The following is a 25,074-nucleotide window of genomic DNA, read 5'->3' as shown; positions in this document are numbered from 1 at the left end:
ATAGCAATTAAAATAAAAGCAAGAATGAAAATATAGTTGTATTCTTACTTTTGTGAAAGTAAAATGAGATTGGAGGGTGAAGAAATGGAACACATTCAATATCGCTTTTTATTAACTGCAATTATCGGTGTTATTTTCTTAATCGGTATCGGCATTATGATTGCTGAAAATAGTCCAATCGGTATTATTATTTGCATTATCGGCACATTTGTTACAGTTGGATACGGTTTTGTAACAAAAAGAAAAATGCGCAAATCACAATAACGCTAAAAAGTAAGAAGCTTATACACAGCCTCTTACTTTTTTTGTTGCTCTCATATAAACGATAACACTTCTTCATACACTCCTGGTTTTGCAACTAACACACTGCTCTTCTCTATGATAGAAAGTGGCGCTCCAGAGAATGTCGTCACCTTACCTCCAACTTCTTCTACAATTATCTGCCCTCCGCCAAAATCCCATGGTGATAATCTCGGCGTTACATATGCATCTATTCTTCCTGTTGCAACGTATACCATCTCTAACGCTGCACAGCCATATGACCTTGTGCCCCTTGCTTTCTTAACAAGTGCCATCATACTTTCCATATTAAGCAATGGATTATCTGTAAGCCATATCGCATTTAAAGCTACAATACCTTGCTCTACAGTTCCTTTTTCCAATGGAGGAATTGATATATCATTACAAAAAGCTCCAGATCCCTTGACTGCATGATATAGTTCATCATGCACTGGATCATATATAAGTCCAATCTTTCCGATACCGTTCTCATAAATCCCAATTGAAATCGCAAAATTTCTTTTTTGATGAACAAAGTTCATCGTGCCGTCAATTGGATCAATTAACCAAACAACCCCGTCAGAAGACGTTATCTCGTCTCCATAACCCTCTTCTCCTAAAATATTATGATTCGGGAATGTTTCTTTAATTTTCCCAATTAAAAACTGTTCTATCTCTCGGTCCATATTTGTAACTAAGTCAGCTGCATTTGATTTTGTTTCTATAATAAGTGCTTTTTTCATTGATGCCATTAAATGCTCTCCTGCATCCCGAATCCACCGTTTGGCGTGTGCATCGATGTCTTTCCATACTTCTTGCATGTTTAAACACTCCGATCTATACTGTTCACAGAAAAAACGAACCCTTTATAAGGTTCGCACCAACTAATTTTTTATACATATACTATTATTACGCTTCTAAACGAATCATTTCAAGTCTTAACACTTCTAACTTTTGTACACACTCTTCTTTTTTCTGGTTATCATCTTCCATCATCGCATCATATAAAGTTGCTAATTCATAATCTAGCTCCAAACGTAGCACCGGTATTCTCTTTTCAGCATCTGTTCTCTTTAACGCATTAATCACCTGTCTCATATTATTTGCCTCCTCCCAATATTCGTCTGCCCTCGGACTAGAATTAATTCAATTTTCTGATTTTTTGTTTTATACTATACTATGTTGGATAAATCATCTATGCAACAAAATTATATTTTTTTATTTAAATTTTTTTGTGCTGTTTTTTTTATGAATAGTACAAGCTATGCTAAAATAAAAGCAAAATAGGAGTTGGAGGAACAATCATGACAATACAAACATTCAAGTCAACTGATTTTGATGTCTTTACAGTTGATGGTCTCGAAGAACGAATGAGTGCAATTAAAACGAACATTCATCCTAAGCTAGAAGCTTTAGGGGAACAATTTGCAGAATACTTATCCAAACAAACTGATGAGAACTTTTTTTATCATGTTGCAAAACACGCACGCCGCAAAGTCAATCCACCAAACGATACTTGGGTTGCTTTTTCAACAAATAAACGAGGATATAAAATGCTACCGCATTTCCAAATCGGCTTATGGGGTACTCATGCCTTCATATACTTTGGTTTAATCTATGAGTGTCCACAAAAAGTTGAGACGGCTCATGCCTTCTTAGAACATTTAAATGATTTAAAAACAAATATTCCAAATGACTTCGTTTGGTCCATTGACCATACTAAACCAAGTGTGAAATTACATAAAACACTTGAAACCGAAGACTTACAAAAGATGATTGAACGATTAGCTACTGTAAAAAAAGCAGAATTATTAGTTGGTATTCATATATCACCAGAGGAGTTTTCAGCAATGACCAACGAACAATTCCTTGCTAAGATTGAATCTACGATGCAATCACTCCTTCCTTTATATGCACTTTGTAATCGATAGTAGAAAACGGACAATTTATATTGTCCGTTTTTAGTTGTTATCACATTATATCACTTCAGTTTTTATTTTTCAAAATATTTTTTACATTTTTACAAGCTTTTGTTCTTCGACTTCTTTTGCCCTTTGAATAGCACGATATATAGAGTATCCACTTACTTCTTGAAATTCTTTATCAATTTTCTTTTCTTCTGCTTTCGATGGAACAATCTCTTTAAAACGACGATATAAACCCATTAACTCTTCTCTTATAATTCCTTTTTCATAAGCTTTCTCAATCGCTTCATAAAACTTCACCATTGTAACCATTTCCTCATTTGACCAATCATAATCTAACGGATATTGATATTCCATTTCGCACCTCATTTATCATTTCTTCTTGTTTCATTATGCTATCTTAAAGAGAATATTTTATTCTTCATTATAGCCACTCTGCATTATACACTATTTATTCATTTTAATGGAATTGTCTTCCTCTATTCATTAGTTGAGGCTAACTATTAAACATACTCACCTTAAAAAGATTTTTTTCTATACATCTATAATTATTGGTGATATAATGCTTTTGTTTTATAGAAAATAAAGTGAAGCTACCATCTCAAAAACGATTTTTTGAATGGCAGAAAAACAAGCCTTATTCTAAAAAGGGCTACACTTTTTTAGAGCAGGATTATATAAAACAAATTACACTAAATATTATGAAGAAGAAGGGGTGTATAGATTGTCCCAATACGAAACACCATTGTTTACCGCTTTAGTTGAGCACAGTAAGCGAAATCCAATTCAATTCCATATTCCTGGTCATAAAAAAGGACAGGGCATGGATCCTACATTTCGCGAATTTATTGGGCATAATGCATTAGCAATTGATTTAATTAATATTGCGCCACTCGATGATTTACATCATCCAAAAGGTATGATTAAAGAAGCACAAGATTTAGCAGCAGCCGCATTCGGTGCAGATCATACTTTCTTTTCTATTCAAGGTACAAGTGGCGCTATTATGACAATGGTGATGAGCGTTTGCGGTCCTGGTGACAAAATCCTAGTACCACGAAACGTGCATAAATCAGTAATGTCAGCTATTATTTTCTCAGGTGCAAAACCGATTTTCATGCATCCTGAAATCGATCCGAAGCTCGGTATTTCTCATGGAATCACAATTCAATCTGTCAAAAAAGCACTTGAAGAGCACTCAGATGCAAAGGGCTTACTTGTTATTAACCCAACGTACTTTGGGTTTGCTGCAGACTTAGAACAGATTGTACAATTAGCACATTCTTATGACATCCCTGTACTAGTCGACGAAGCTCATGGTGTTCATATTCATTTTCACGATGAATTACCTATGTCAGCGATGCAAGCTGGTGCGGATATGGCAGCAACAAGTGTTCACAAATTAGGAGGCTCTTTAACTCAAAGTTCTATTCTTAATGTGAAAGAAGGCTTAGTGAATGTAAAGCATGTCCAATCTATTATTAGCATGCTTACAACTACATCAACTTCTTACATCTTGTTAGCATCCCTTGATGTTGCGAGAAAACGTCTTGCTACAGAAGGAACAGCACTCATAGAACAAACAATACAATTAGCTGAGCATGTTCGTGATGCTATAAATTCTATTGAGCATCTTTACTGTCCTGGAAAAGAAATGTTAGGTACAGATGCTACCTTTAACTATGATCCTACAAAGATAATTGTATCTGTAAAAGATTTAGGTATTACCGGCCACCAAGCTGAAGTATGGCTTAGAGAGCAATATAACATTGAAGTAGAACTCTCAGATCTATACAACATACTATGTCTTATCACTTTGGGAGATACAGAAAGTGATACAAATACACTTATTGCAGCATTACAAGATTTAGCAGCAACATTTAGAAATAGGGCAGATAAAGGTGTTCAAGTACAAGTAGAGATTCCAGAAATTCCAGTGCTAGCACTTTCTCCTCGAGATGCTTTTTATTCGGAAACAGAAGTCATTCCATTTGAAAATGCAGCGGGTCGTATTATAGCTGATTTTGTTATGGTTTATCCGCCAGGGATTCCAATCTTTACTCCGGGGGAAATTATTACACAAGAAAACTTAGAGTATATTCGTAAAAACTTAGAAGCAGGTTTACCTGTACAAGGTCCTGAAGATATGACATTACAAACATTACGTGTTATTAAAGAGTACAAGCCTATCAGTTGATAGGCTTTTTTTCACCTTTTTTCCTTTTCTTCATACGATACTTAAGAATGTAACGTATAGGTGGGGATACTATTATGATTGTAATAGGCCGTTCTATTGTACATCCTTATATTACAAATGAATATGAGCCATTTGCAGCAGAGAAACAACAAATTTTATCAATAATGGCAGGAAATCAAGAAGTTTATTCCTTCCGAACAGCTGATGAACTCAGCTTTGATCTCAATTTACGAGTTAATATTATTATCTCTGCACTAGAGCTTTTTCAAAGTGGATTTCAGTTTCGTACATTTCAACAATCCTTTTGCAACCCCCAGTATTGGAAAAGAACGTCTCTTGGGGGATTCGAGCTTCTTCCAAACATACCACCTTCTATTGCCATACAGGATATTTTCAAAAACGGAAAACTATATGGAACTGAATGCGCAACCGCTATGATCATTATTTTTTATAAAGCTTTACTATCATTGTATGAGGAAGAAACTTTCAATCGTCTATTTGCAAACCTTTTACTTTATACATGGGACTACGACCAAGATCTAAGGCTTATAACAAAAAACGGTGGCGATCTTGTTCCAGGTGACCTCGTTTACTTTAAAAACCCACAAGTAAATCCAGCTACGATTGAATGGCAAGGAGAAAATACAATCTATTTAGGAAATTTCTTTTTTTACGGGCATGGCGTAGGTGTAAAAACAAAAGAAGAAATTATTTATTCATTAAATGAACGACGAGTCCCTTACGCTTTTATTTCAGCTTTCTTGACCGATACTATTACCCGTATCGATAGTCGTATAATGAGCCAATACGCTTCTTCTAGTACACCACAGACCTCCATAAGCTTTATTCCGATTAGGGATGATGCAATCGTTGCAACAGTTGGTCATACAACTACAATTTATTAAAAAAGCGCCTACACATGTAGGCGCTTTTTCTTATTATTAAGCTTTTGTATGTTCTTTATGGTCACATTCGCAATGAGATCCACATTTCCCGTATAGTACTGTTGATTTTTCATCTTCAAAATGTCCAATTGTTCCTTCACATACTTGGCATACGATTGTTCCCATTTTCATTTCCCCCTGAGTTTCAATAGTAATCTATCTATTTATTTATCATTAAGCTTTCGCATTATCTTTTCTAGCACAGTCACAATTTGTTCCGCATTTTCCGTAAAGTACCGTCGTTTTCTCATCTTCAAAATGTCCGATTGTTCCTTCACATACTTGGCATACGATTGTTCCCATTTTTCATTTCCCCCTAAGTTTATGGTCCTAAAAACTTTTAGCTGTCCATTTCCTATCAATTATTGGGCTTTTGTATGCTCTGTGTGATCACATCCGCAAGATCCACATTTCCCGTAAAGTACCGTTACTTTCTCATCTTCGAAGTGTGCAATTGTACCTTCACAATCTTGACATACGATTGTTCCCATTTTTCATTTCCCCCTAAGTTTATAATCCCAAAAACTTTTTGTAACCGCTTAACTTTCTGTCTTTATTTTAATATGTTATACTTTTTACGTCAATAGGTTTTTAGTATAACACATTAAATATTTTAAATTTAAATTAGTATGCGATATTCAAATAAAAAACAGCCATATTTATAAGTACGACTGTTTCACATTAATTATTCTTCATATTCCGCATGTAAAGAAGTTGACGGAACTAGAAATTTGAAAAACTGAGCTAACTCCTTTGCTTCCTCTTCTGATCCTAATTTAAAAATCTCCTGTATATATTGAACATTCTCTACATCATCTCGTCCGAGTAAAGTAGACCTTCCTGTTTGCATACAAACAATGAGCGGCTTTCCAAAAAACATATTTGTATAAATAACACCAAAATCATAACGTGTATCATGTGTCATAAACCCTAAAAATCGTACCTTCACACTTTCATGCTCATCATACAATTTTTCAAACATTGGTTTCCACCTTTCTACATCACGTTTCATTAATAGTATATTAAACAAAACATGTAATACTCCTTTTAATTGTCAAAAAATTCAGTAGGATGTAGAATGATAGTATTCTACTAAGTTAGGGGGAACTTATATGCAACACGCCTTTATTACGCTTGTACCGAAATCCAACCAACAATCAGTTTCAATAGATGATATAAAACAACTTTTTCATTATTATAAAACAGTTACTTCTAAAACTGGTGCCCAAATTAATTACACGTATACAAATACCGCTTTTCCTTATGAAATTTTAGATACATCTACAACAACATTAAAACTTCAATCCAATCACGACCGGTATGACTCAATTTATATTGGTGTTGGTATAGAAAATGAACAATCTTTCATCCAAGTTTCTTTACCACCTAATGCAACATTTGGTGACAAAGGGAAAGCAAATGAATTTTGCCGTTTTTTAGCGAAGAAATTAGAAGGAGAGTTACAATTATTTAATGGAAGAACAATGTATTTTTATAAACGCTAATTTAAAAAATAGATAATATGATTAAAAATAATATACAATTCGAACATGTAAGAAATAAAGCTTGCTTTCTTACGTGCAATACAAAATATGCTATTACATAGGCTAAATATAGAAATACGAAAAAAAGAATAACTTTATAATGAAACTTATCACCATTCGATAATGTTAATACAGTGGAAAAGCCACTCCATAGTAGTAAATGATAAAATATAACATGTAATATTTTCATGGAACCTTCTCCTTTGACATGCTCTATTTTATTAATATATGGGGTTACGTTTGAATCAATTACATATTATAGGATGATATATATTACCTTTGAAGTAAGTTAAGCCGGAATCATTTGTTAAAGTATTATATATTCATTCGACAAGTACGTTTAAAGACCTTGCAAGTCATTTGATGAAAATAAAAATAGCCCCTCTCTTACAATAAGAGAAGGGCTATTTACATTACTTAAATTATTTTACAATGTGAATTGGCATTCCAAGAGCAACTTCAGCTGCTTCCATTGTGATTTCACCTAATGTTGGGTGAGCATGGATTGTTTGAGCGATATCTTCAGCTGTCATTCCAGCTTCGATAGCTAAACCAATCTCAGAGATAATATCAGAAGCACCTGCACCTGCAACTTGAGCACCTACAAGAAGACCATCTTCTTTACGTGTTACAAGTTGTAAGAAACCGTCAGTGCTGTTTAATGATAATGCACGACCGTTAGCAGCGAATGGGAACTTAGATACAGTTACAGTCATTCCAGCTTCTTCAGCTTGTTTTTTAGTGTAACCAACAGATGCTAATTCTGGATCAGTGAAGCATACTGCAGGAATTCCGATGTAATCGATAGCTGATGCATGGCCACTAATTGCTTCTACAGCTACTTTACCTTCGTAAGAAGCTTTGTGAGCTAATGGTGGTCCAGGAACGATATCACCGATTGCATAGATGTTTGGTACATTTGTACGACATTGCTCATCGATTTCGATGATGCCGCGGTCAGTCATTTTAACTCCAACTTGCTCAAGACCGATTTCTTGAGTGTTTGGACGACGACCTACAGTTACTAATACGTAATCTGCTTCTACAGTTTGGATTTCACCTTTAACCTCAAAGCTAACTTTTACGCCAGTTTCTGTCTCTTCAACGCCTTTAGCCATAGCTTTTGTATGGATATTTACGTTACCTTTTTTCTGTAGAGCGCGTTTAACAACAGAGCTCATAGCTTTTTCGAAACCAGCTAAGATTTCGTCGCCAGCTTCTACTACAGTAACTTCTGTACCGAAGTTAGCATATGCAGTACCTAATTCCATACCGATGTAACCGCCGCCGATTACAACAAGTTTTTTAGGAATTTCAGGTAAGCTTAAAGCACCTGTAGAGTTGATAACACGTTTAGAGTATTTGAATCCTGGAATTTCGATTGGTGTAGAACCAGTTGCAAGAACAGCATTTTTAAACGTATAAGTTTGAGCTGCATCTTCAGTCATAACGCGTAATGTATTAGCATCTACGAAGTAAGCTTCACCGCGAATGATTTCAACTTTGTTACCTTTAAGAAGGCCTTCAACACCGCCAGTTAATTTCTTAACTACGCCGTTTTTCCATTCTTGAACTTTTGTAAAGTCAACTTTTACGTTTTCTGCAGTAATACCCATGTCATCAGAATGCATTGCATTCTCATAACGATGACCTGCATTGATTAACGCTTTTGAAGGAATACATCCAACGTTTAAGCATACGCCACCAAGGTTAGCTTTTTCAATGATTGCTACCTTTTGACCTAATTGTGCTGCACGAATTGCCGCAACGTATCCACCAGGACCTGCACCAACAACGACTGTATCTAATTCAATTGGGAAATCTCCTACTACCATTGTTATTACGCCTCCATTACTAATAATTGTGGGTCATTCAATAGACGTTTAATTTGGTTTAACGCTTTTTGAGCAGTTGCACCGTCAATTAAACGATGGTCAAAGCTTAGAGATAATGCTAATACTGGAGCTGCAACGATCTCACCGTTTTTCACAACTGGTTTTTCAGCGATACGGCCGATACCAAGGATTGCTACTTCTGGGTGGTTGATAACTGGAGTGAACCATTGTCCACCTGCAGAACCAATGTTTGTAATTGTGCAAGAAGCACCTTTCATTTCAGCTGGAGCTAGACGACCTTCACGTGCTTTACCAGCAAGATCATTGATCTCGTTAGAGATTGTGAAGATAGACTTACGATCTGTATCTTTAACAACTGGTACTAATAGACCTTTGTCTGTATCAGCTGCGATACCGATATTGAAGTAATGTTTATGAACTACTTCTTGAGATGCATCGTCTAAAGAAGTGTTTAACATTGGGTATTCACGTAATGCAGATGTTAAAGCTTTAACAACGTACGGAAGGTAAGTTAATTTAATACCTTTGTCAGCTGCTACTGCTTTGAACTTCTTACGGTGAGCAACAAGTTCTGTTACATCTACTTCGTCCATTAATGTTACGTGAGGAGCTGTGTGTTTAGAGTTAACCATTGCTTTCGCAATCGCTTTACGGATACCACTCATTTTCTCACGAGTTTCTGGATATTCACCAGCTGGGATTGGTTGTGCTTTTGGTGCTTCTTCTTTCGCTGCTGCTGGAGTAGCTTCTACTGCTGCTGGAGCCTCAGTTGCTGCTACAGTTTGTCCACCATTTGCAAATGCATCGATGTCAGCTTTTACGATACGGCCATTCTTACCAGTACCAGCTACTTTATGAATGTCTACACCTTTTTCACGAGCGTATTTACGAACAGATGGCATAGCGATTACGCGCTCATTTACTACTTCTGCAGTTGCTGCTGGAGTAGCTTCCGCTGCTGGAGCTTCTACTGCTGCTTCTTCAGCTTTTGGAGCTTCATCATGATCGTCACCTTTAAATTTAAGGTTTTCGTATCCAGGAGCATCAAATTTAATTAATGTATCTCCTACGATTGCAACTGTTCCTTCTTCTACAAGTACTTCAAGTACTTTACCTTTAACAGGAGAAGGGATTTCTACTACTGCTTTATCATTTTGTACTTCAAGAAGTACATCGTCTTCGTTTACTTCATCGCCTGGTTTAATAAACCATTTTACGATTTCACCTTCGTGGATACCTTCACCGATATCTGGTAGTTTAAATTCAAATGCCACGGAATTCAGCCCCCTGATTCATTTCATTATTATGGAATATGTACAAAAGAAACCAGCATGTGCTGATTTCTTTTGCACATGAAAAGCTAAAAATTAGAAGTTCATTACTTTGTTTACAGCTTCAACAATATCTTTGTGGTTTGGTAACCATACGCTCTCTGCTTGAGAGAATGGGAATACTGTATCAGCAGCTGCAACACGTACAACTGGAGCTTCTAAGTTTAAGATTGCACGGTCGTTAATTTCCGCTACAACGTTAGCTGCAATACCAGCTTGTTTTTGAGCTTCTTGAACTACAACTACGCGACCTGTTTTTTCAACAGAAGCGATGATTGTTTCGATATCTAATGGTTGAACTGTACGTAAGTCAACAACCTCTAAAGAGATACCTTCTTTTTCAAGTTCTTCAGCAGCTTTTAATGCAGCGTGAACCATAGCACCGTAAGCGATAACAGATACATCTGTACCTTCACGTTTGATATCAGCTTTACCTAAATCAATTGTGTAATCACCTTCTGGTACCTCTTGACGGAATGAACGGTACAATTTCATATGCTCTAAGTAGATAACTGGATCGTTGTCACGAATCGCAGAGATTAAAAGACCTTTAGCATCGTATGGAGTAGATGGAATAACAACTTTTAGACCAGGTTGTTGAGCCACTAATCCTTCTAAGCTATCAGCATGAAGTTCAGGAGTATGAACACCACCACCGAATGGAGAACGAACTGTTACTGGAGCAGTCCAACGTCCACCAGAACGGTAACGCATACGAGCTAATTGACCAGAAATTGAATCCATTACTTCATAAACGAAACCGAAGAATTGGATTTCTGGAACTGGACGGAATCCTTCAAGTGCAAGACCAACTGCAAGTCCACCAATACCAGACTCTGCAAGTGGAGTATCCATTACACGATCTTCACCAAATTCAGCTTGTAAACCTTCAGTAGCACGGAATACACCGCCGTTTACACCAACGTCTTCACCAAATACAAGTACGTTAGGGTCATTTTTCATTTCAACGCGTAAAGCATCAGTGATTGCTTGAATCATTGTCATTTGAGCCATGGCTTACTTCGACTCCTTTTCTTTGTAGATTTCATATTGTTCAGCTAAGTTGTAAGGCATTTTTTCGTACATGATTTCCATTAAATCAGTTACTTTTTGTTTTGGAGCTTGGTCAGCCTTAGCAATTGCTTGTTTGATATCTTCTTTTGCTTCTTCGATTACTGTCTCTTCAACTTCTTGAGACCATAGGCCTTTAGCTTCTAAGAACTTACGGAAGCGTACGATTGGGTCTTTTTGTTCCCATTCGTTTTCGATATCTTTTGTACGGTAACGAGTTGGGTCATCACCAGCCATTGTATGTGGACCGTAACGGAATGTTAAAGTCTCGATTAAAGTAGGGCCTTCGCCATTTACTGCGCGCTCACGAGCGAAAGCAGTTGCTGCGTATACAGCTAATGGATCCATACCGTCTACTTGAATTCCGTAAATACCTGCTGCTACTGCTTTTTGTGCTACAGTTTTAGCTGCAGATTGCTTTTCTACTGGAGTAGAGATTGCATAACGGTTGTTTTGAACAACGAAGATTGCTGGAGCTTTGAATGCACCTGCAAAGTTCATACCTTCGTAGAAGTCACCTTGTGAAGCACCACCGTCACCAGTGTAAGTAATTGCAACAGATTTTTTACCACGTAGTTTCATACCTAACGCAACACCAGCAGTTTGGATGATTTGCGCACCGATAATGATCTGTGGAGCTAATGCATTTACATTCTCAGGCATTTGGTTACCCATGAAGTGTCCACGAGAGAATAAGAATGCTTGGTATAATGGTAATCCGTGCCATACTAATTGTGGTACATCACGGTATCCTGGTAAGATGAAGTCTTCTGCTTCAAGTGCGAAATGACTTGCTAATTGAGAAGCTTCTTGTCCAGCTGTAGGTGCGTAGAAACCTAAACGTCCTTGACGGTTTAAAGAAATAGAACGTTGATCTAATACGCGAGTATACACCATACGACGCATTAATTCTTTTAATTGATCATCAGATAATTCAGGCATAGCTGCTTCATTCACAACTTCACCGTTTTCATTTAAAATTTGTAATGTTTCAAATTGAGCTGCGATAGCTTTCATTTGCTCATCAACATTAAATAGGGTCTTTTTTGTTTTAGTACCCATTCCGTTCACCTCTTCCTCTCTTGAACCATATTCTGAAACGCTTTCACTGGCTATTTTCCAGTTTAAAAAGCGCAACGATGTAAACCAACATGTTTGTATGTCGGTTGAGAATAATTTTGTGTACCTAACAATCTGTACTAATGTTTTTTCAGAAACATATTAATACAATCTTGATCACGTTTTTTAGTTTACAACTATTCTAATTACGATGTCAATTACTTTGAATACGTTTTTTTATAAATAATATGCAGGTTTCTACTACACAAACGTGTTTTTATTTTTTACATCTGTATTAGTAAGCATTGACCTACTGTTATATTATTCCCTTTTTCACTTATTTTTTCTCTTAGAATAATATGTAAACGATTTAATTCTCTTTAGTTTTTCTCTCTTCGTAACAAAAATATACAAACTACTCTTCCTTTTTTAGGTAAATACCTATACATTTCTACCCTCTCTTCCATACATTATAGTAACCGCAGTATTAGCGGGAAATGATAAAGGAGGTCATCTCATGTACGGATACTCATATTGCTATCCAACTTGTTCATATCCTTCCTACGGTTATGGCGGTTCTTGTGGCGGGTCTGGACGCGGCTTCGCCTTAATCGTTGTGTTGTTTATTCTTTTAATTATCGTTGGTGCTGCTTGCATTCGCTAATTGTAAAACGAAACAACTATGGAAAGAAAAAGACGGCTTTGCCGTCTTTTTCTGTTTATCACATACATAACTACTCTATAATAGAACGATTTCCAAAATGCCTTCCCTTTCTTGCCGATGACTTTTTCCATCTCCTTTGGTAGACTAAAGAGGAAAGGAGAGATTACATATGCTTACAATGAAAGATGTTATTCGCGAAGGAGATCCTATTTTGCGCAACGTTGCAGAAGAGGTGTCCTTACCGGCAAGCGAAGAAGATACAACTACCTTAAAAGAAATGATTGAATTCGTAATAAATAGCCAAGATCCTGAAATGGCTGAAAAATATAGTTTACGCCCTGGAATCGGATTAGCGGCTCCGCAAATCGGTGTTTCAAAAAAAATGATTGCAGTTCATGTAACCGATGCGGATGGTACATTATATAGCCATGCATTATTCAATCCAAAAATCATTAGCCATTCTGTTGAACGTACATATTTACAGGGTGGTGAAGGCTGTCTATCTGTAGACCGCGAAGTACCTGGTTATGTTCCTCGTTATACAAGAATTACAGTAAAAGCAACTTCTATTAACGGAGAAGAAGTAAAATTACGTTTAAAAGGTTTACCAGCAATCGTATTCCAACACGAGATTGATCATTTAAATGGCGTTATGTTCTATGACCATATCAATAAAGAAAATCCTTTTGCCGCTCCTGATGATTCCAAACCTCTAGAGCGATAATAATAAAAAGGCGGAAGTTAATCTTCCGCCTTTTTATTATGAAATGGGTTCCATATTCACTTATAGCAATCCAGCCCACTTTAGTCCATGATATATACCGTCTTCATTAACATCCTTTGTCACATGATTTGCAAGTTTTTTCAAGTCTTCATGGCCATTTCCCATCACAATACCTGTGCCAACGGCTTCGATCATTTCTAAATCATTTAAGCCATCTCCAAATGCATACACTTGATCACGATTAAAACCTAACTTTTCAATGTATTTCTCAATTCCTTTTGCCTTAGAACCACCATTCGGAATGATATCCATTGAATATGCATGCCAACGAATAAAATGGAAATCTGGATAATGATTAATAAACTTTTCCTCTTCATTTACTTCACAAAAAAGTAGTGTTTGATAAATATTACGTTCCTCATAAAAATTAGGCTCATATGCTGGATGCTCAAAGTTTAAGCTTCCAAAGCCTTCTTTCACATAATCATGATATTCCACTGATGCTCTCATATCTTGATGGTCAAGATATACAAGTGGATATCCTTCTTGTTTTGCAAACTGAGTAAACTTATGTAAAGCATCTGGATGTAACGGATTATTAAATATTACCTCATCTTCAAAGACAACATATTGTCCATTAAAACTAACATAATTATGTATATCAAGTTCCTTACGAATATCTTCGAACATAAATGGCGCGCGCCCTGTCGCAATTGCTACATGTACACCTTTTTCTTGTAACTGTTTTACTGCATCTCGTGTAGATTGCGGAATTTTTTTATCATGATCTAATAATGTTCCATCAATATCAAAAAAGACAATTTTATCATTCATTTGTCAAAATCCTTTCTGAGACTCTATATTCCTATTTTGAATATCACTTTTCAAATTCTAAAAAAAAGTATAACATATTAAACATCTGTGAAGAAAGCGTTCCCTTTCTGACCTTATTTGTAAACTTTGCATATATATATTAGTAAAACATGTAGATACTTGTTCGGATGAATTTTCTTTTCCATTCTTCCTCATACTATACCTATAACTAACGGCTACTGATCGTTACTATAGAATAACTTTCACTGTATGGGAAAGGACAAGATTCACCATTCACTTTTGTCCTATCTCTTATATCAGAGATAGAGTTTTCACTAGTAATAGGCATGTTTAAAATAAGGAAAGGAAGGAGTAATCATGCTGAAGAAGCTGAAGAAAAAGCTCAAGCGTTATTTAAATGGTCTAGTCCGTAAAAAGACAGTCGCTTAAATTGTGCCCATTTCGGGCTTTTTCTTCATTCTCATTCGAAAAAACATGAAAATCGTGACTGTTTGCTTTATAATAAGTAACAGATAATGCAAAACATAGACAAGGAGAGGTTTTCCAAATGATTTTTAAAGTATTTTATCAAGAAAAATTAACTGAGGTTCCAGTACGTGAAAATACAAAAGTTTTATATTTAGAGGCTACGTCTGAAAAGGATGTTCGTACAAAATTAAATAAGTTCGCATATAATATCGAGTTTGTTCAGTCTGTTACTGGCGCTCATCTTGAATATGAAAAAGAAAACGCTGATTTAACATTAGCGGAAATCGTATAGCGATATGAAATTTCTAAAAAACGACCAAGTTGCTGTATTTGCTCTCGGTGGGCTTGGTGAAATCGGTAAAAATACATACGCTGTTCAATTTCAAGATGAAATTATTATAATTGATGCTGGAATTAAATTTCCAGAGGACGAACTTCTCGGAATCGATTATGTAATACCAGACTACACTTATTTTGTGCGAAACGAAGATAAAATTAAAGGGTTATTCATTACACATGGTCACGAAGATCATATCGGCGGAATCCCTTACCTATTACGTCAAGTGAACATTCCAATTTACGGCGGAAAATTAGCAATTGCACTCATCAAAAACAAATTAGAAGAACACGGCTTACTTCGTAAAGCAAAACTTTACGAGATTCAAGAAGATGACGTTATTAAATTCAAAAAAACGTCTGTATCCTTCTTCCGTACAACACACAGTATTCCAGATTCGTACGGCGTTGTTGTGAAAACACCTCAAGGTCAAGTTGTTCATACAGGTGACTTCAAATTTGACTTCACACCAGTTGGTGAACCAGCTGATTTAACAAAAATGGCTGAAATCGGTAAAGATGGCGTACTATGTCTATTATCTGATAGTACGAACAGTGAAGTTCCAAACTTTACTATGTCTGAGCGTCGCGTTGGTGATAGCATTCAAGACATTTTCCGTAAAGTAGAAGGACGGATTATATTCGCAACCTTTGCATCAAATATTCACCGCTTACAACAAGTTGTTGAAGCTGCTGTTGAAAACAACCGTAAAGTAGCTGTGTTTGGTCGAAGTATGGAAGCAGCGATTGAAATTGGACAAAACCTTGGTTATATTCGTTGCCCGAAAGATACATTCATAGATCCATCTCAACTAAACCGCTTACCAGCTAATAAAGTTGTTATTTTATGTACAGGTAGTCAAGGTGAACCGATGGCAGCACTTTCACGTATTGCAAACGGTACACACCGCCAAATTCAAATTATTCCTGGAGATACAGTTGTTTTCTCTTCTTCACCAATTCCAGGAAATACAATTAGCGTAAGTCGTACAATTAACATGTTGTACCGCGCTGGCGCTGATGTAATTCATGGGAAACTTTCAAATATCCATACAAGTGGACACGGTGGACAAGAAGAACAAAAATTAATGTTACGTCTAATTAAACCGAAGTACTTCATGCCAATTCATGGTGAATATCGTATGCAGCGTATGCACATGAACATAGCAAATGATTGTGGCATCCCTGAAGAAAATTGCTTCATTATGGATAATGGCGATGTTCTTGCTTTACGTTCGGATGAAGCTAGCGTAGCTGGAAAAATCCCATCTGGTTCGGTCTACATTGATGGAAACGGTATTGGAGATATTGGCAATATCGTATTACGCGATCGTCGTATCCTTTCTGAAGAAGGACTTGTAATTGTAGTTGTAAGCATTGATATGAAAGAATTTAAAGTTGCAGCGGGACCTGATATCATCTCACGCGGTTTCGTTTACATGCGTGAAAGTAGCGATTTAATCAATGATGCACAAACATTAATTACAACTCATTTAGAAAAAGTAATGGAGCGTAAAACAACACAATGGTCTGAAATTAAAAATGAAATTACAGACACATTAGCTCCATTCCTATATGAGAAAACGAAACGCCGTCCAATGATTTTACCAATCATTATGGAAATATAAGAAAAAGGACAATGCCATGAAGGCATTGTCCTTTTCTTTTCTCTTATCTTAAAAAGTGTTTAAATCGATCCACTTCATCGTCATGACCAATGACAATTAATATATCTCCTGCTTGAATATTCTCCGTAGCTCGAGGGGATACGATAACTTCTTTGCCTCGTTTAATTGCTACAATATTCAATCCAAACTTCGCACGAATATCTAATTCAATTAAAGAGTGCCCATCAATTTTTTTATTCGCAATAATCTCTACAATACTATGCTCATCTGAAAGCTCAAGGTAGTCTAGCACATTGCTTGATGCAATATTATTAGCAATCCTTTTTCCCATATCACGTTCTGGATGCACAATATGATCTGCACCTATTTTACTTAACACTTTTTCATGATAATCATTTTGAGCTTTTACAGTAATATTTTTTACACCCAACTCTTTCAAAATCAAAGTCGTTAAAATACTTGAATTTAAATTATCTCCAATAGCAACGACTACGTGATCAAAATTTCGAATACCAAGGCTTTTTAATACCATCTCATCTGTTGAATCTGCAATTACAGCATGCGAAGCTATATTTGCAAATTCATTAATTTTATCCTCATCTGAATCGATTGCCATTACTTCCATACCTAATTGAGCTAGTTCTCGGCAAATACTTCCACCAAAGCGACCAAGTCCAATGACAGCAAATTCTTTTTCTTTCTCACCCACGGGAATTCCTCCAATAACTTCAAGTACTATTTATTTTCAGTGTAACACACTTTATATGCGTCACAAAAACTATGATTAGCTCTTATTTTTGTTTTTGTATATAAAAATATTGTTGCAAGTAAAAAGCGATACCAACAAGTAGCATAGCAAATACAAATATATTTCCAAAAGAACTAAATGTTTCAAAAACGAATAATAATGTTTCTTGACCAAAAAAGGCAAATAGAAGCTGTGTGAATGCAAATAACAACGCCCATATGTAATGATGTTGATGGAATAAATAATGCGTTGCACCTAAAAAAGCAATAAACGAAAAGATAAAGATCCACCAATTTTCTAAAAATAGTTGCCAATTAGAAAATTGATATCCATTTACTAATATCGCAATAAGCCCGATAACTACCATCGTCGGCACACTCCAAAATAATGCCCGTCCTCTAAAGAAACGAGTGCCTTTAACATCTCCTTTTTCATGTGCAATATATGTTAGTACTACTGTGCTTATATACAAAACAGAAAGAATTGTTAAAACGATAATAAGCCAAAAATGTAATTGATAATATTCATGCTCTATATTTGTCACGATTGCAGCTAACATGCACGGAATTAACATTCCCGTCCAACCATCTACTTTTCTTTCATTCCAAAAGACCGTATTACCAATCCTTATTCCTAACAACATAAAAATAATGATACCCAATACAAATAACGTAGTTTTATTCCCTACTAAACTCGTTGAAAAAGCAATTAATCCAATAAATAAAAAGAGCACAAACCCATTCATAATTTCTAGTACAGGTGATAAATATCTCTTCACCCATTTGTATGTTTCGTCATATTCATTATTATCTACTAGACGATAGGCATAAAAACTTATCCCAAAATAAACCGCCGCAATAATAACATACGCATATAAGACGAAACATAAAATCGCACTGCTAATTTGCACGTAATTCCCCACCCTTTTTTCTATGTTTCACATTGATTTTACACACTTTTCATACTAAAAGTAAACATATATAAGTTAGTCAAATAATTAATAATGAGCAGTGGCTAAACCCCCTGCTCATTATTAAAACAGTACAATTAACTTTAATTCTTCCATTTGTATATAAATGTCTAAAATCAATCTATACGAGCGTTACTTACACCTCAGAACAAAAAGTTTTTTGGAACCTTCAAGAAAGTGGAAGTTTTATTTTCTATTCCCTTTCCACTTTACATATTGGCTTAAAAATGTAATTGCCTTTTCAATCACTTCTTCGTCTGGTTTTAATTTTGCATGATGTAAACCATATTCTGAATTTACTCCAAGCCAAAACATAAATCCAGGGATTTCTCGAAGCATATAACCAAAATCTTCACCCGTCATTGCCTCAGTACATGTAATAACATTCATATCAGTTTGTTTATGTACAAATTCCATAAACTCTCTCGTTAACTCTTCATGGTTATATACTTGATGATACATTGCTCCGTAATCTATAATCGCCTCACACTGGAAAGAAGCTTCGATACCTGCAACAATTGACTCAATTCTGCTTTTCACACGCTTCATTGATTCCACTGATAATGTTCGAATCGTTCCTTCTAAACGAGATTTTTCTGCAATAATATTTTGAACCGTACCACCAGTAATTTTCCCGATTGTAATTACTGCACTATCAAGAGGATTTACATTGCGACTAATAACGGATTGAAGCTGTGTAACAAGATGACTCGCTGCAACAATCATGTCATTTGCAGTATGCGGATAGGCAGCATGGCCACCTTTCCCTTTTAAATCAATATATAATTCTGAAGTATTGGCAAATAACAGTCCTTCTTTCGTTGCAATTGTCCCCACAGCGTATTCTGGTGCAATATGAAGACCAAGAATTATATTCGGTTTCCATTCTTTTAACTCTTCACTTTCTAACATAGGAAGAGCACCGCCTGGTCCTTCTTCTGCTGGCTGGAATAGAAATACAAGGTCATCATCTATTCTTTCGCTCACAGCTTTCGTTAGAAGGCCTAAACCGATTGTTGTATGTACATCATGGCCACATGCATGCATCATTCCTTCATGAATAGAAGCAAACTCGTATCCAGTTTCCTCTGTAATTGGTAAACCGTCTATATCTGCACGATAACCTATTATTTTTTCGGGATTTTTTCCATTTACTTTAACGATTACACCCGTTTTCCATGTCTTCACTTCCACAAATTCATGAGAAAGTGTTCCTATATAATCTAAAATATACTGTTGTGTTTTCCATTCCTTAAATCCGATTTCTGGAATTCTATGTAGATCTCTACGAATTTGGACAAATTTGCTTACTGTCATTTTTGCACCTCTATCTATAAAAAGCGTAAGAGCCCATTTACGCTCTTACGCTTTTTTTACTTTTTATTTCTCTGGGTTTAATTGACGAAGCTCTTGTTTAATTTCTGTTTTTGCTTTTGTCTTCTCATCAATTTCTTTGATTACACGTGCTGGAGTACCTGCAACAACTGTGTATGGAGGTACATCTTCTGTTACAACAGCTCCCGCTGCTACAACTGCACCTTTACCTACTGTAACACCCTCTAAAACAACTACATTTGCACCGATTACTACATCATCTTCAACGATAACTGGTTTTGCAGAAGGTGGCTCAATAACACCTGCAAGTACAGCACCTGCACCTACGTGACAGTTTTTACCGACTGTTGCACGTCCACCAAGTACTGCGTTCATGTCGATCATAGAACCTTCACCAATTACAGCACCAATGTTAATTGTTGCATTCATCATAATTACAGCGTTGTCACCAATTTCAACATGGTCACGAATAATAGCACCTGGCTCGATGCGAGCTTTAATACCTTTTAAATCAAGCATTGGGATTGCAGAATTACGACGATCGTTTTCTACAACGTAGTCAACGATGTGCTTATTATTCTCATCAAGAATTGTCTTAATTTCAGACCATTCTCCGAATAATACACCTGATTTTTTATTCACAAATGCTTGTACTGTTTCAGGGAATGTTACTTCTTTTAAATCCCCTTTTATGTATACCTTTACAGGAGTTTTCTTTTCACTTTTTTGAATAAACGAAATAATTTCGTTAGCGTCCATCATTTTCATTCTTGTTGCCTCCTAAATCCATTTATAATGTTACTCTACCAAACGAAAGAGCGAGTAGCAAGATAATAATCTTATTTTTCCCTTTGAATTTCTTCTATAATTTCTAAAAATGCTTGTACTTGCTTCAACTGCCTTGCCGAGTCACTTGTTAACAACCATGTTTCTCTCGTCAGTTGAACAGGTGTTTTATACATATTTTCCTGTACTTCCTTTAAAACAGTAGAAGGTAAAAGGGCATAACCTATACCATTTAAAACAAGTTGTTTACATGTTTCAATTTGGTCAACTACAATCGTTCGCTTAGGCGGATTAGAAAATAAACCATACCACCAATTTTGTATTTGTCCATAATAAGTCGAGTCACTTTTAAATTGAATGAACGGCCTATTTGTTTCTTTTAACATCGAAATATCTTTTATTTCTTTATCAACTAAATACAGTTCATCTTCAAATAATTGTTGCTTCTGACCTTTATATTCTTGTGTTCCCCTCAGTATAGCAACATGCACGTCTCCTTCATAAAACTGCTTTTGCACTTCACTACTCCATCCAGTAAACAGCGATATCTTTACAGAAGGATATTTATGCACAAAATTTTTCAAAACAGGAGGGAGCCAATATTGACCAATAACTGATGCAACAGCTATTTTTAACGTTCCATGAGTTTCCGTTCTGAAAACAGCCAGCTCACTTTTTATATCTTCTTCCCTTTGCAACATTTCTTTGGCATAATTTGCAACTTTTTCCCCTTCAGGTGTAATTGTCAATCCTTTTTGTGAGCGAATAAAAAACTTCATTCCCCATTGTTTCTCCATAGATTGTAATCGTTGACTCAGCGCAGGTTGGGAAACAAATAAACGTTCCGCCGCTTTTCTCATATTTGATTCCTGAGCTAACACAACCATCATTTGAAAATCATCAATTTGCAACTTTCTCCCTCTTTCCTTAGCTTCCATACACCTTATTTCAATAAGCTTTTCATCCTTAATTTACCCGAATGCTTTCATTCAGAAAATACAATTGTCCAGCGCAAACTTTCCTTATGTTTTATGTCTTTTTAAATATAATACATACACAAGTGATATGCACGAAAAAAAAGTGACTTCTTCGTTTCTATGAAGTCACTTTTTTCACTTTATCGATTATGTTGCCTTACTTTCTTATTCAACAATTTTAAAATAGCCCGACGTGTTAAAATCCCCTCAAAATAGCCTTCTTCATTAACAGCGCAAATAAAAGGATGATCAATTGTCATTTCTAAAGCTTTTGCAAATGAATCGTCTAATTTAAGAACAGGTATATCTTCTTTCATCACCTGCTCTACTTTCATATCATCGAGCCTTTCAAACTCAATACGTTCTAATCCTAACATACCATCTAATATCATGGCAGTACTAATCAAACCATGTAGTTTATACATTGGATCTAAGACAGGTATCGCTGAATATCCAGATTTTACAAGAACGAGTAAAGCATGTTCTAAACTATTTCCAATTTGGACATGAGCTACTTTTTCCGATGAAATCATTAAATCCTTCACAAGAATTTGTTGAAATTCGTCTTTCGGAATACTAATCATATTACATCCCCCATTTTCCCTTTTTCCTGCTTATGTTCACAACTCTATTCACATTTTATGACAGCGTTTTCATATTATTATTTTGTCCTAAATTTATTTCAATAAAAATACAATCACACAGCTATTTTAGCATACCGCACAAAAAAAAGACTACCATTCCGGTAGCGCTTAATACCCTTTATTTTTTAATCTGTAAAATAACCTTGTGATTTTTTTATATTGCATCACATCTGTCTGTTTCAAACCATTCTCAATATCTGTAAGTTCCACAGCTAAAATTTCACTTGCGTAATTTTGCTGAAATAAAATATCTAGTAGTAAACTTTCTTCTTCCTTCGTTAAAACAACTTCCCTTTGCATATACCCCTCTCCTTACACTCGCATCGTTACTCTTATTATATAAAAAATTCAACCTATTTAATAGATGTAATATTCAGTTTTTATTAAAAGATATGTAACAATCGTACACATACAAAAAAATCATTTCGTATATCGATTTGCATAGCTAAACGCCGCATAAGCATCCGGCTTAATTTTTGCAGTTAATCCCATCGCTCGAATTTTTTCTGTCATATCTAAAATAAATTCTTTTGTTAAGCCATCATTCCCAATGTCTAAATGAATTTCCATTATGAATCCAGCCCCATCTTGAGCATAAGGATGCAATAACTCCCATATTGTTTGTATATGAGTAGGCGTAAATAGACATGCGATTTCTTGACTAAACTGCGTTTCTAAATATATTTTCTCACGTAAGGTCGCTGGCTTATCTTTTACTGATCTATGGTGTAAACAACCCCAGGCACCTTTTCCAACACGATGAATATGGATTGCTGTAATAAACCTCGTATCCTTTTGATGCGCTTGCGAGTCTGTCCCAATGGATAATCGATACAAATTTCGCGGATCCTTTTCAATGAAACTACAAATACGGTTAAAGACCATATCAAAATTTAAATGTCTCTCTGAAACATTGTAAAATTTATGTGCACCGTCCACAGAGTCACGTCCTTTCAATTAGACAGACTTTTCGTATTCTCATTGTATGGGACAAAAACTAAAATTATAACTTCCTATCCTTTATTCGTTTCAATATTTCGAATTACAAAGTGACAAACTTGGCACGTATAAATTACATTTTGATTAGATTGAGCCGTTAATACATGAATAATCTCAGCAGAACTTTGACAATTAGGACAAATCACAACTGGTAAACGTTCCATACGATAACCTCCTAGTTATATTTCTCCCGCTATTTGCAAAACCCAGCGATAGTGAGAAGTTTAGCTTCACATATTCACCCGGTTGACGGGACTAATTATCCACATGGATAAGCAAACTTGCACGGATTAAATTTTCATTTTAATACCATTGTAGGAAAAATAAAAAACTTCTATACATTATGCTAGAAAGTAATAGAACTAAAAAAGGTACTGCCATGTGGCAGTACCTTTTTTATATGTATCAAGAAATGATATCGTAAATCTCAATTGCAACCATGTCGATATTATCGAATTGATATACTTGAGGTTTTTCACCTTGTTGATACACTTCTAACTCATACATTTCACTTTTATCGAAAAATTTCACGCTACATTTGCGCTCACCGTTCACTTCAAAATAGCGTTGTGCTACTTCACCGCTTTCAGCTTGTTCTTGTAGACTAACAAGTCGAGTTAAAATTCCTTGGAGTAGAGACATGAAATCTCTCCTTTCTCTGATCTTCCTACCAATAGGTTTTACAGCTATACTCATTCTATCCGTCATAACAGAAAAAATGTTCCACACTCTAGGATAAAGGTTATTGGCCAGAAACTCAACTAAAAATTTGTCGAAATGCGAAGGAAAAAACAGAAAGAACATATTTCTCCTTCATTATTGCGGTTTTTATACTGGAAGAATATAATAAAAAACAGAAAAAAGGAGGAATTACAATGAAAAAAATTGAGGTTTATACACAACCCGATTGTCCGCCATGTGTTATTGTAAAAGAATTTTTGAAGCATAATAACGTTGCATATGAAGAATTTGACGTAAAAAAAGACGCTGCTGCTCGCAATCGTCTTTTATACGACTATGATTCTTATTCAACTCCAACAGTCGTAATTGATGGCGAAGTAGTTGCAGGTTTTCAAATTGAAAAGTTACAACAACTACTCAATATAGAATAGGAATAGGTAAATACCTATTCCTATTCTTATCCCGCTATTTGTAGGTAGTAAAACTCCCACCCACTGATTAAAAGTTTCACTTTATAATTGTTGCAACCTTTTTATTTCAGTTAAAAGTTCCTGACTTTCATGATATCCTGCTAACTTCCATTTATCTTGATCCCTTTTCAATGTTACAATTTGATATTGTCCACTTTTTGTCCGCTCATATACATATAAATTTTTATGTTCTTCATCATACGACATTTTCGTTTCTGAATTAAAAGAAAACGGTGCTTCTTTTGCCGGAAGTAAATATTCACCACTTTGTTTATCACTTCTGCTATTTTCATCTGTAAATACTTGAAGGAAATTATCTGTAAAATACGGTGATAACGTCTCTATCATCTTATTCATCGGCAAATGCTTCCCACGAATTGAAAACTGGGTTTCATAGCCTTTTTGTATCGTTGTAAATACTTCTTTCCGATCGACTTCCACTTCCTCTTTTCCTAAAACAGTCGTAACACTATAACCAACTAGAAAGGCAACACATACAAATAGAACAAGCCATATTCCATATTTCCTCATTTTTTCACCTTCCTTTTAAAAGAACTTGTCTTTGTAGTATTCATTGTAACAATGATTATGCAAAGAAAGGACA

At 35.5% G+C, this 25,074-nt stretch carries 34 protein-coding genes; 10 read left to right on the top strand and 24 right to left on the bottom strand.

All coding sequences use genetic code 11. The annotated features are described in order from the left end of the window. Positions 1 to 84 precede the first annotated feature (84 nt). Complete coding sequence (locus tag DN404_RS14680) at positions 85 to 264, top strand: DUF5325 family protein (RefSeq protein ID WP_000400127.1); 180 nt, start codon at positions 85 to 87, stop codon at positions 262 to 264. Positions 265 to 314: 50 nt separating this feature from the next. On the opposite strand, the gene DN404_RS14675 is transcribed toward DN404_RS14680, so the two are convergent. Together DN404_RS14675 and DN404_RS14670 are read right to left on the bottom strand one after the other, a co-directional pair. Next, positions 315 to 1,100 (bottom strand): inositol monophosphatase family protein, encoded by a 786-nt coding sequence (locus tag DN404_RS14675; protein WP_001158701.1) that lies wholly within the window; start codon positions 1,098 to 1,100, stop codon positions 315 to 317. 88 nt (positions 1,101 to 1,188) lie between these two features. Next, complete coding sequence (locus DN404_RS14670; protein ID WP_001250165.1) at positions 1,189 to 1,377, bottom strand: hypothetical protein; 189 nt, start codon at positions 1,375 to 1,377, stop codon at positions 1,189 to 1,191. A gap of 206 nt (positions 1,378 to 1,583) precedes the next feature. Between DN404_RS14670 and DN404_RS14665 the strand changes: the two genes are divergently transcribed. Beyond that, the gene (locus tag DN404_RS14665) at positions 1,584 to 2,210 is read left to right on the top strand and encodes a YktB family protein (RefSeq protein WP_000155317.1); all 627 of its coding nucleotides are present in this window, start codon (positions 1,584 to 1,586) and stop codon (positions 2,208 to 2,210) included. An 81-nt stretch (positions 2,211 to 2,291) separates the two neighbouring features. Here DN404_RS14665 and DN404_RS14660 read toward each other — a convergent pair whose 3' ends face one another. Next, complete coding sequence (locus DN404_RS14660) at positions 2,292 to 2,561, bottom strand: UPF0223 family protein (protein WP_000456562.1); 270 nt, start codon at positions 2,559 to 2,561, stop codon at positions 2,292 to 2,294. A gap of 367 nt (positions 2,562 to 2,928) precedes the next feature. Between DN404_RS14660 and speA the strand changes: the two genes are divergently transcribed. Both speA and DN404_RS14650 read left to right on the top strand, forming a co-directional pair. Then, positions 2,929 to 4,401 (top strand): arginine decarboxylase, encoded by a 1,473-nt coding sequence (gene speA, locus DN404_RS14655; RefSeq protein WP_000084899.1) that lies wholly within the window; start codon positions 2,929 to 2,931, stop codon positions 4,399 to 4,401. Positions 4,402 to 4,475: 74 nt separating this feature from the next. Then, a complete protein-coding gene (locus tag DN404_RS14650; RefSeq protein WP_000635337.1) occupies positions 4,476 to 5,306 on the top strand; it encodes a protein-glutamine gamma-glutamyltransferase in 831 nt (276 codons plus the stop codon). Between the two features lie 36 nt (positions 5,307 to 5,342). On the opposite strand, the gene DN404_RS14645 is transcribed toward DN404_RS14650, so the two are convergent. From DN404_RS14645 to DN404_RS14630, 4 genes are all read right to left on the bottom strand, one after another. Continuing rightward, positions 5,343 to 5,471 (bottom strand): GapA-binding peptide SR1P, encoded by a 129-nt coding sequence (locus tag DN404_RS14645; RefSeq protein ID WP_000536796.1) that lies wholly within the window; start codon positions 5,469 to 5,471, stop codon positions 5,343 to 5,345. 48 nt (positions 5,472 to 5,519) lie between these two features. Beyond that, entirely contained in the window at positions 5,520 to 5,648 is a 129-nt protein-coding gene (locus tag DN404_RS14640) for a GapA-binding peptide SR1P (protein WP_000536803.1), read from the bottom strand. Positions 5,649 to 5,707: 59 nt separating this feature from the next. Beyond that, on the bottom strand, positions 5,708 to 5,836 hold the full coding sequence (locus DN404_RS14635; protein WP_000536778.1) for a GapA-binding peptide SR1P: 129 nt from the start codon (positions 5,834 to 5,836) through the stop codon (positions 5,708 to 5,710). A gap of 194 nt (positions 5,837 to 6,030) precedes the next feature. Further along, positions 6,031 to 6,327, bottom strand: a complete 297-nt coding sequence (locus DN404_RS14630) for a DUF3055 domain-containing protein (protein WP_000462038.1) — start codon at positions 6,325 to 6,327, stop codon at positions 6,031 to 6,033. A gap of 130 nt (positions 6,328 to 6,457) precedes the next feature. Between DN404_RS14630 and DN404_RS14625 the strand changes: the two genes are divergently transcribed. Continuing rightward, a complete protein-coding gene (locus tag DN404_RS14625; protein WP_001163299.1) occupies positions 6,458 to 6,850 on the top strand; it encodes a DUF1885 family protein in 393 nt (130 codons plus the stop codon). Between the two features lies 1 nt (position 6,851). On the opposite strand, the gene DN404_RS14620 is transcribed toward DN404_RS14625, so the two are convergent. From DN404_RS14620 to pdhA, 5 genes are all read right to left on the bottom strand, one after another. After that, positions 6,852 to 7,079, bottom strand: a complete 228-nt coding sequence (locus tag DN404_RS14620; protein ID WP_000697469.1) for a hypothetical protein — start codon at positions 7,077 to 7,079, stop codon at positions 6,852 to 6,854. A 232-nt stretch (positions 7,080 to 7,311) separates the two neighbouring features. Continuing rightward, entirely contained in the window at positions 7,312 to 8,724 is a 1,413-nt protein-coding gene (lpdA, locus tag DN404_RS14615; protein WP_000260104.1) for a dihydrolipoyl dehydrogenase, read from the bottom strand. Positions 8,725 to 8,729: 5 nt separating this feature from the next. Then, positions 8,730 to 10,019, bottom strand: a complete 1,290-nt coding sequence (pdhC, locus tag DN404_RS14610; RefSeq protein ID WP_000863419.1) for a pyruvate dehydrogenase complex dihydrolipoyllysine-residue acetyltransferase — start codon at positions 10,017 to 10,019, stop codon at positions 8,730 to 8,732. A 93-nt stretch (positions 10,020 to 10,112) separates the two neighbouring features. Then, entirely contained in the window at positions 10,113 to 11,090 is a 978-nt protein-coding gene (gene pdhB / locus DN404_RS14605) for a pyruvate dehydrogenase complex E1 component subunit beta (protein WP_000068168.1), read from the bottom strand. Positions 11,091 to 11,093: 3 nt separating this feature from the next. After that, on the bottom strand, positions 11,094 to 12,209 hold the full coding sequence (pdhA, locus tag DN404_RS14600; protein ID WP_000536895.1) for a pyruvate dehydrogenase E1 component subunit alpha: 1,116 nt from the start codon (positions 12,207 to 12,209) through the stop codon (positions 11,094 to 11,096). A 514-nt stretch (positions 12,210 to 12,723) separates the two neighbouring features. On the opposite strand from pdhA, the gene DN404_RS14595 reads away from it, so the two are divergent. Then, on the top strand, positions 12,724 to 12,870 hold the full coding sequence (locus tag DN404_RS14595) for a YjcZ family sporulation protein (protein WP_000274562.1): 147 nt from the start codon (positions 12,724 to 12,726) through the stop codon (positions 12,868 to 12,870). Between the two features lie 169 nt (positions 12,871 to 13,039). Further along, positions 13,040 to 13,594 (top strand): peptide deformylase, encoded by a 555-nt coding sequence (def, locus tag DN404_RS14590; protein WP_000957048.1) that lies wholly within the window; start codon positions 13,040 to 13,042, stop codon positions 13,592 to 13,594. 60 nt (positions 13,595 to 13,654) lie between these two features. Here the strand turns inward: def and DN404_RS14585 are convergent, their stop codons facing one another. Continuing rightward, positions 13,655 to 14,428 (bottom strand): Cof-type HAD-IIB family hydrolase, encoded by a 774-nt coding sequence (locus tag DN404_RS14585; RefSeq protein WP_000998268.1) that lies wholly within the window; start codon positions 14,426 to 14,428, stop codon positions 13,655 to 13,657. Positions 14,429 to 14,975: 547 nt separating this feature from the next. Here DN404_RS14585 and DN404_RS14575 point away from each other — a divergent pair. Both DN404_RS14575 and rnjA read left to right on the top strand, forming a co-directional pair. After that, entirely contained in the window at positions 14,976 to 15,188 is a 213-nt protein-coding gene (locus tag DN404_RS14575) for a DNA-dependent RNA polymerase subunit epsilon (RefSeq protein WP_000576435.1), read from the top strand. 4 nt (positions 15,189 to 15,192) lie between these two features. Beyond that, positions 15,193 to 16,860, top strand: coding sequence for a ribonuclease J1 (gene rnjA / locus DN404_RS14570; protein ID WP_149215150.1), 1,668 nt, complete (start codon positions 15,193 to 15,195; stop codon positions 16,858 to 16,860). 43 nt (positions 16,861 to 16,903) lie between these two features. Here rnjA and DN404_RS14565 read toward each other — a convergent pair whose 3' ends face one another. From DN404_RS14565 to DN404_RS14525, 10 genes are all read right to left on the bottom strand, one after another. Continuing rightward, entirely contained in the window at positions 16,904 to 17,569 is a 666-nt protein-coding gene (locus DN404_RS14565) for a potassium channel family protein (protein ID WP_000504032.1), read from the bottom strand. A gap of 82 nt (positions 17,570 to 17,651) precedes the next feature. Further along, on the bottom strand, positions 17,652 to 18,518 hold the full coding sequence (locus tag DN404_RS14560; RefSeq protein WP_006928202.1) for a hypothetical protein: 867 nt from the start codon (positions 18,516 to 18,518) through the stop codon (positions 17,652 to 17,654). 246 nt (positions 18,519 to 18,764) lie between these two features. Continuing rightward, the gene (locus tag DN404_RS14555) at positions 18,765 to 19,895 is read right to left on the bottom strand and encodes an N-acetyldiaminopimelate deacetylase (RefSeq protein WP_000218672.1); all 1,131 of its coding nucleotides are present in this window, start codon (positions 19,893 to 19,895) and stop codon (positions 18,765 to 18,767) included. A gap of 63 nt (positions 19,896 to 19,958) precedes the next feature. Beyond that, positions 19,959 to 20,681 carry a 2,3,4,5-tetrahydropyridine-2,6-dicarboxylate N-acetyltransferase gene (gene dapD / locus DN404_RS14550; protein WP_000783241.1) on the bottom strand — a complete coding sequence of 241 codons (723 nt, stop codon included), beginning with the start codon at positions 20,679 to 20,681 and terminating at the stop codon, positions 19,959 to 19,961. Between the two features lie 71 nt (positions 20,682 to 20,752). Further along, positions 20,753 to 21,637: a LysR family transcriptional regulator gene (locus DN404_RS14545; RefSeq protein ID WP_149215149.1), complete on the bottom strand. Its 885-nt coding sequence runs from the start codon at positions 21,635 to 21,637 to the stop codon at positions 20,753 to 20,755. 179 nt (positions 21,638 to 21,816) lie between these two features. Next, the gene (gene cbpB, locus DN404_RS14540; protein ID WP_000623579.1) at positions 21,817 to 22,260 is read right to left on the bottom strand and encodes a cyclic-di-AMP-binding protein CbpB; all 444 of its coding nucleotides are present in this window, start codon (positions 22,258 to 22,260) and stop codon (positions 21,817 to 21,819) included. Between the two features lie 168 nt (positions 22,261 to 22,428). After that, positions 22,429 to 22,620, bottom strand: a complete 192-nt coding sequence (gene abbA / locus DN404_RS14535) for an antirepressor AbbA (protein WP_001188692.1) — start codon at positions 22,618 to 22,620, stop codon at positions 22,429 to 22,431. 120 nt (positions 22,621 to 22,740) lie between these two features. Beyond that, positions 22,741 to 23,259, bottom strand: coding sequence for a ribonuclease H-like YkuK family protein (locus tag DN404_RS14530; RefSeq protein ID WP_000348489.1), 519 nt, complete (start codon positions 23,257 to 23,259; stop codon positions 22,741 to 22,743). 74 nt (positions 23,260 to 23,333) lie between these two features. After that, positions 23,334 to 23,483 (bottom strand): hypothetical protein, encoded by a 150-nt coding sequence (locus DN404_RS30555; protein ID WP_000440540.1) that lies wholly within the window; start codon positions 23,481 to 23,483, stop codon positions 23,334 to 23,336. A 241-nt stretch (positions 23,484 to 23,724) separates the two neighbouring features. Then, complete coding sequence (locus tag DN404_RS14525) at positions 23,725 to 23,961, bottom strand: YkuJ family protein (RefSeq protein ID WP_000055151.1); 237 nt, start codon at positions 23,959 to 23,961, stop codon at positions 23,725 to 23,727. Between the two features lie 233 nt (positions 23,962 to 24,194). Here DN404_RS14525 and DN404_RS14520 point away from each other — a divergent pair, with 233 nt between their 5' ends. Then, on the top strand, positions 24,195 to 24,431 hold the full coding sequence (locus DN404_RS14520) for a glutaredoxin family protein (protein WP_000717875.1): 237 nt from the start codon (positions 24,195 to 24,197) through the stop codon (positions 24,429 to 24,431). Positions 24,432 to 24,512: 81 nt separating this feature from the next. Here DN404_RS14520 and DN404_RS14515 read toward each other — a convergent pair whose 3' ends face one another. Beyond that, on the bottom strand, positions 24,513 to 25,001 hold the full coding sequence (locus DN404_RS14515; protein ID WP_001233804.1) for a DUF3993 domain-containing protein: 489 nt from the start codon (positions 24,999 to 25,001) through the stop codon (positions 24,513 to 24,515). Positions 25,002 to 25,074: the final 73 nt, after the last annotated feature.

Source organism: Bacillus sp. TE8-1 (assembly GCF_008368855.1).
GTDB classification, from domain to species: Bacteria; Bacillota; Bacilli; order Bacillales; family Bacillaceae_G; genus Bacillus_A; species Bacillus_A cereus.
Note: the sequence above shows the minus strand (reverse complement) of the source record. Positions and strands in the feature narration are given on the sequence as shown.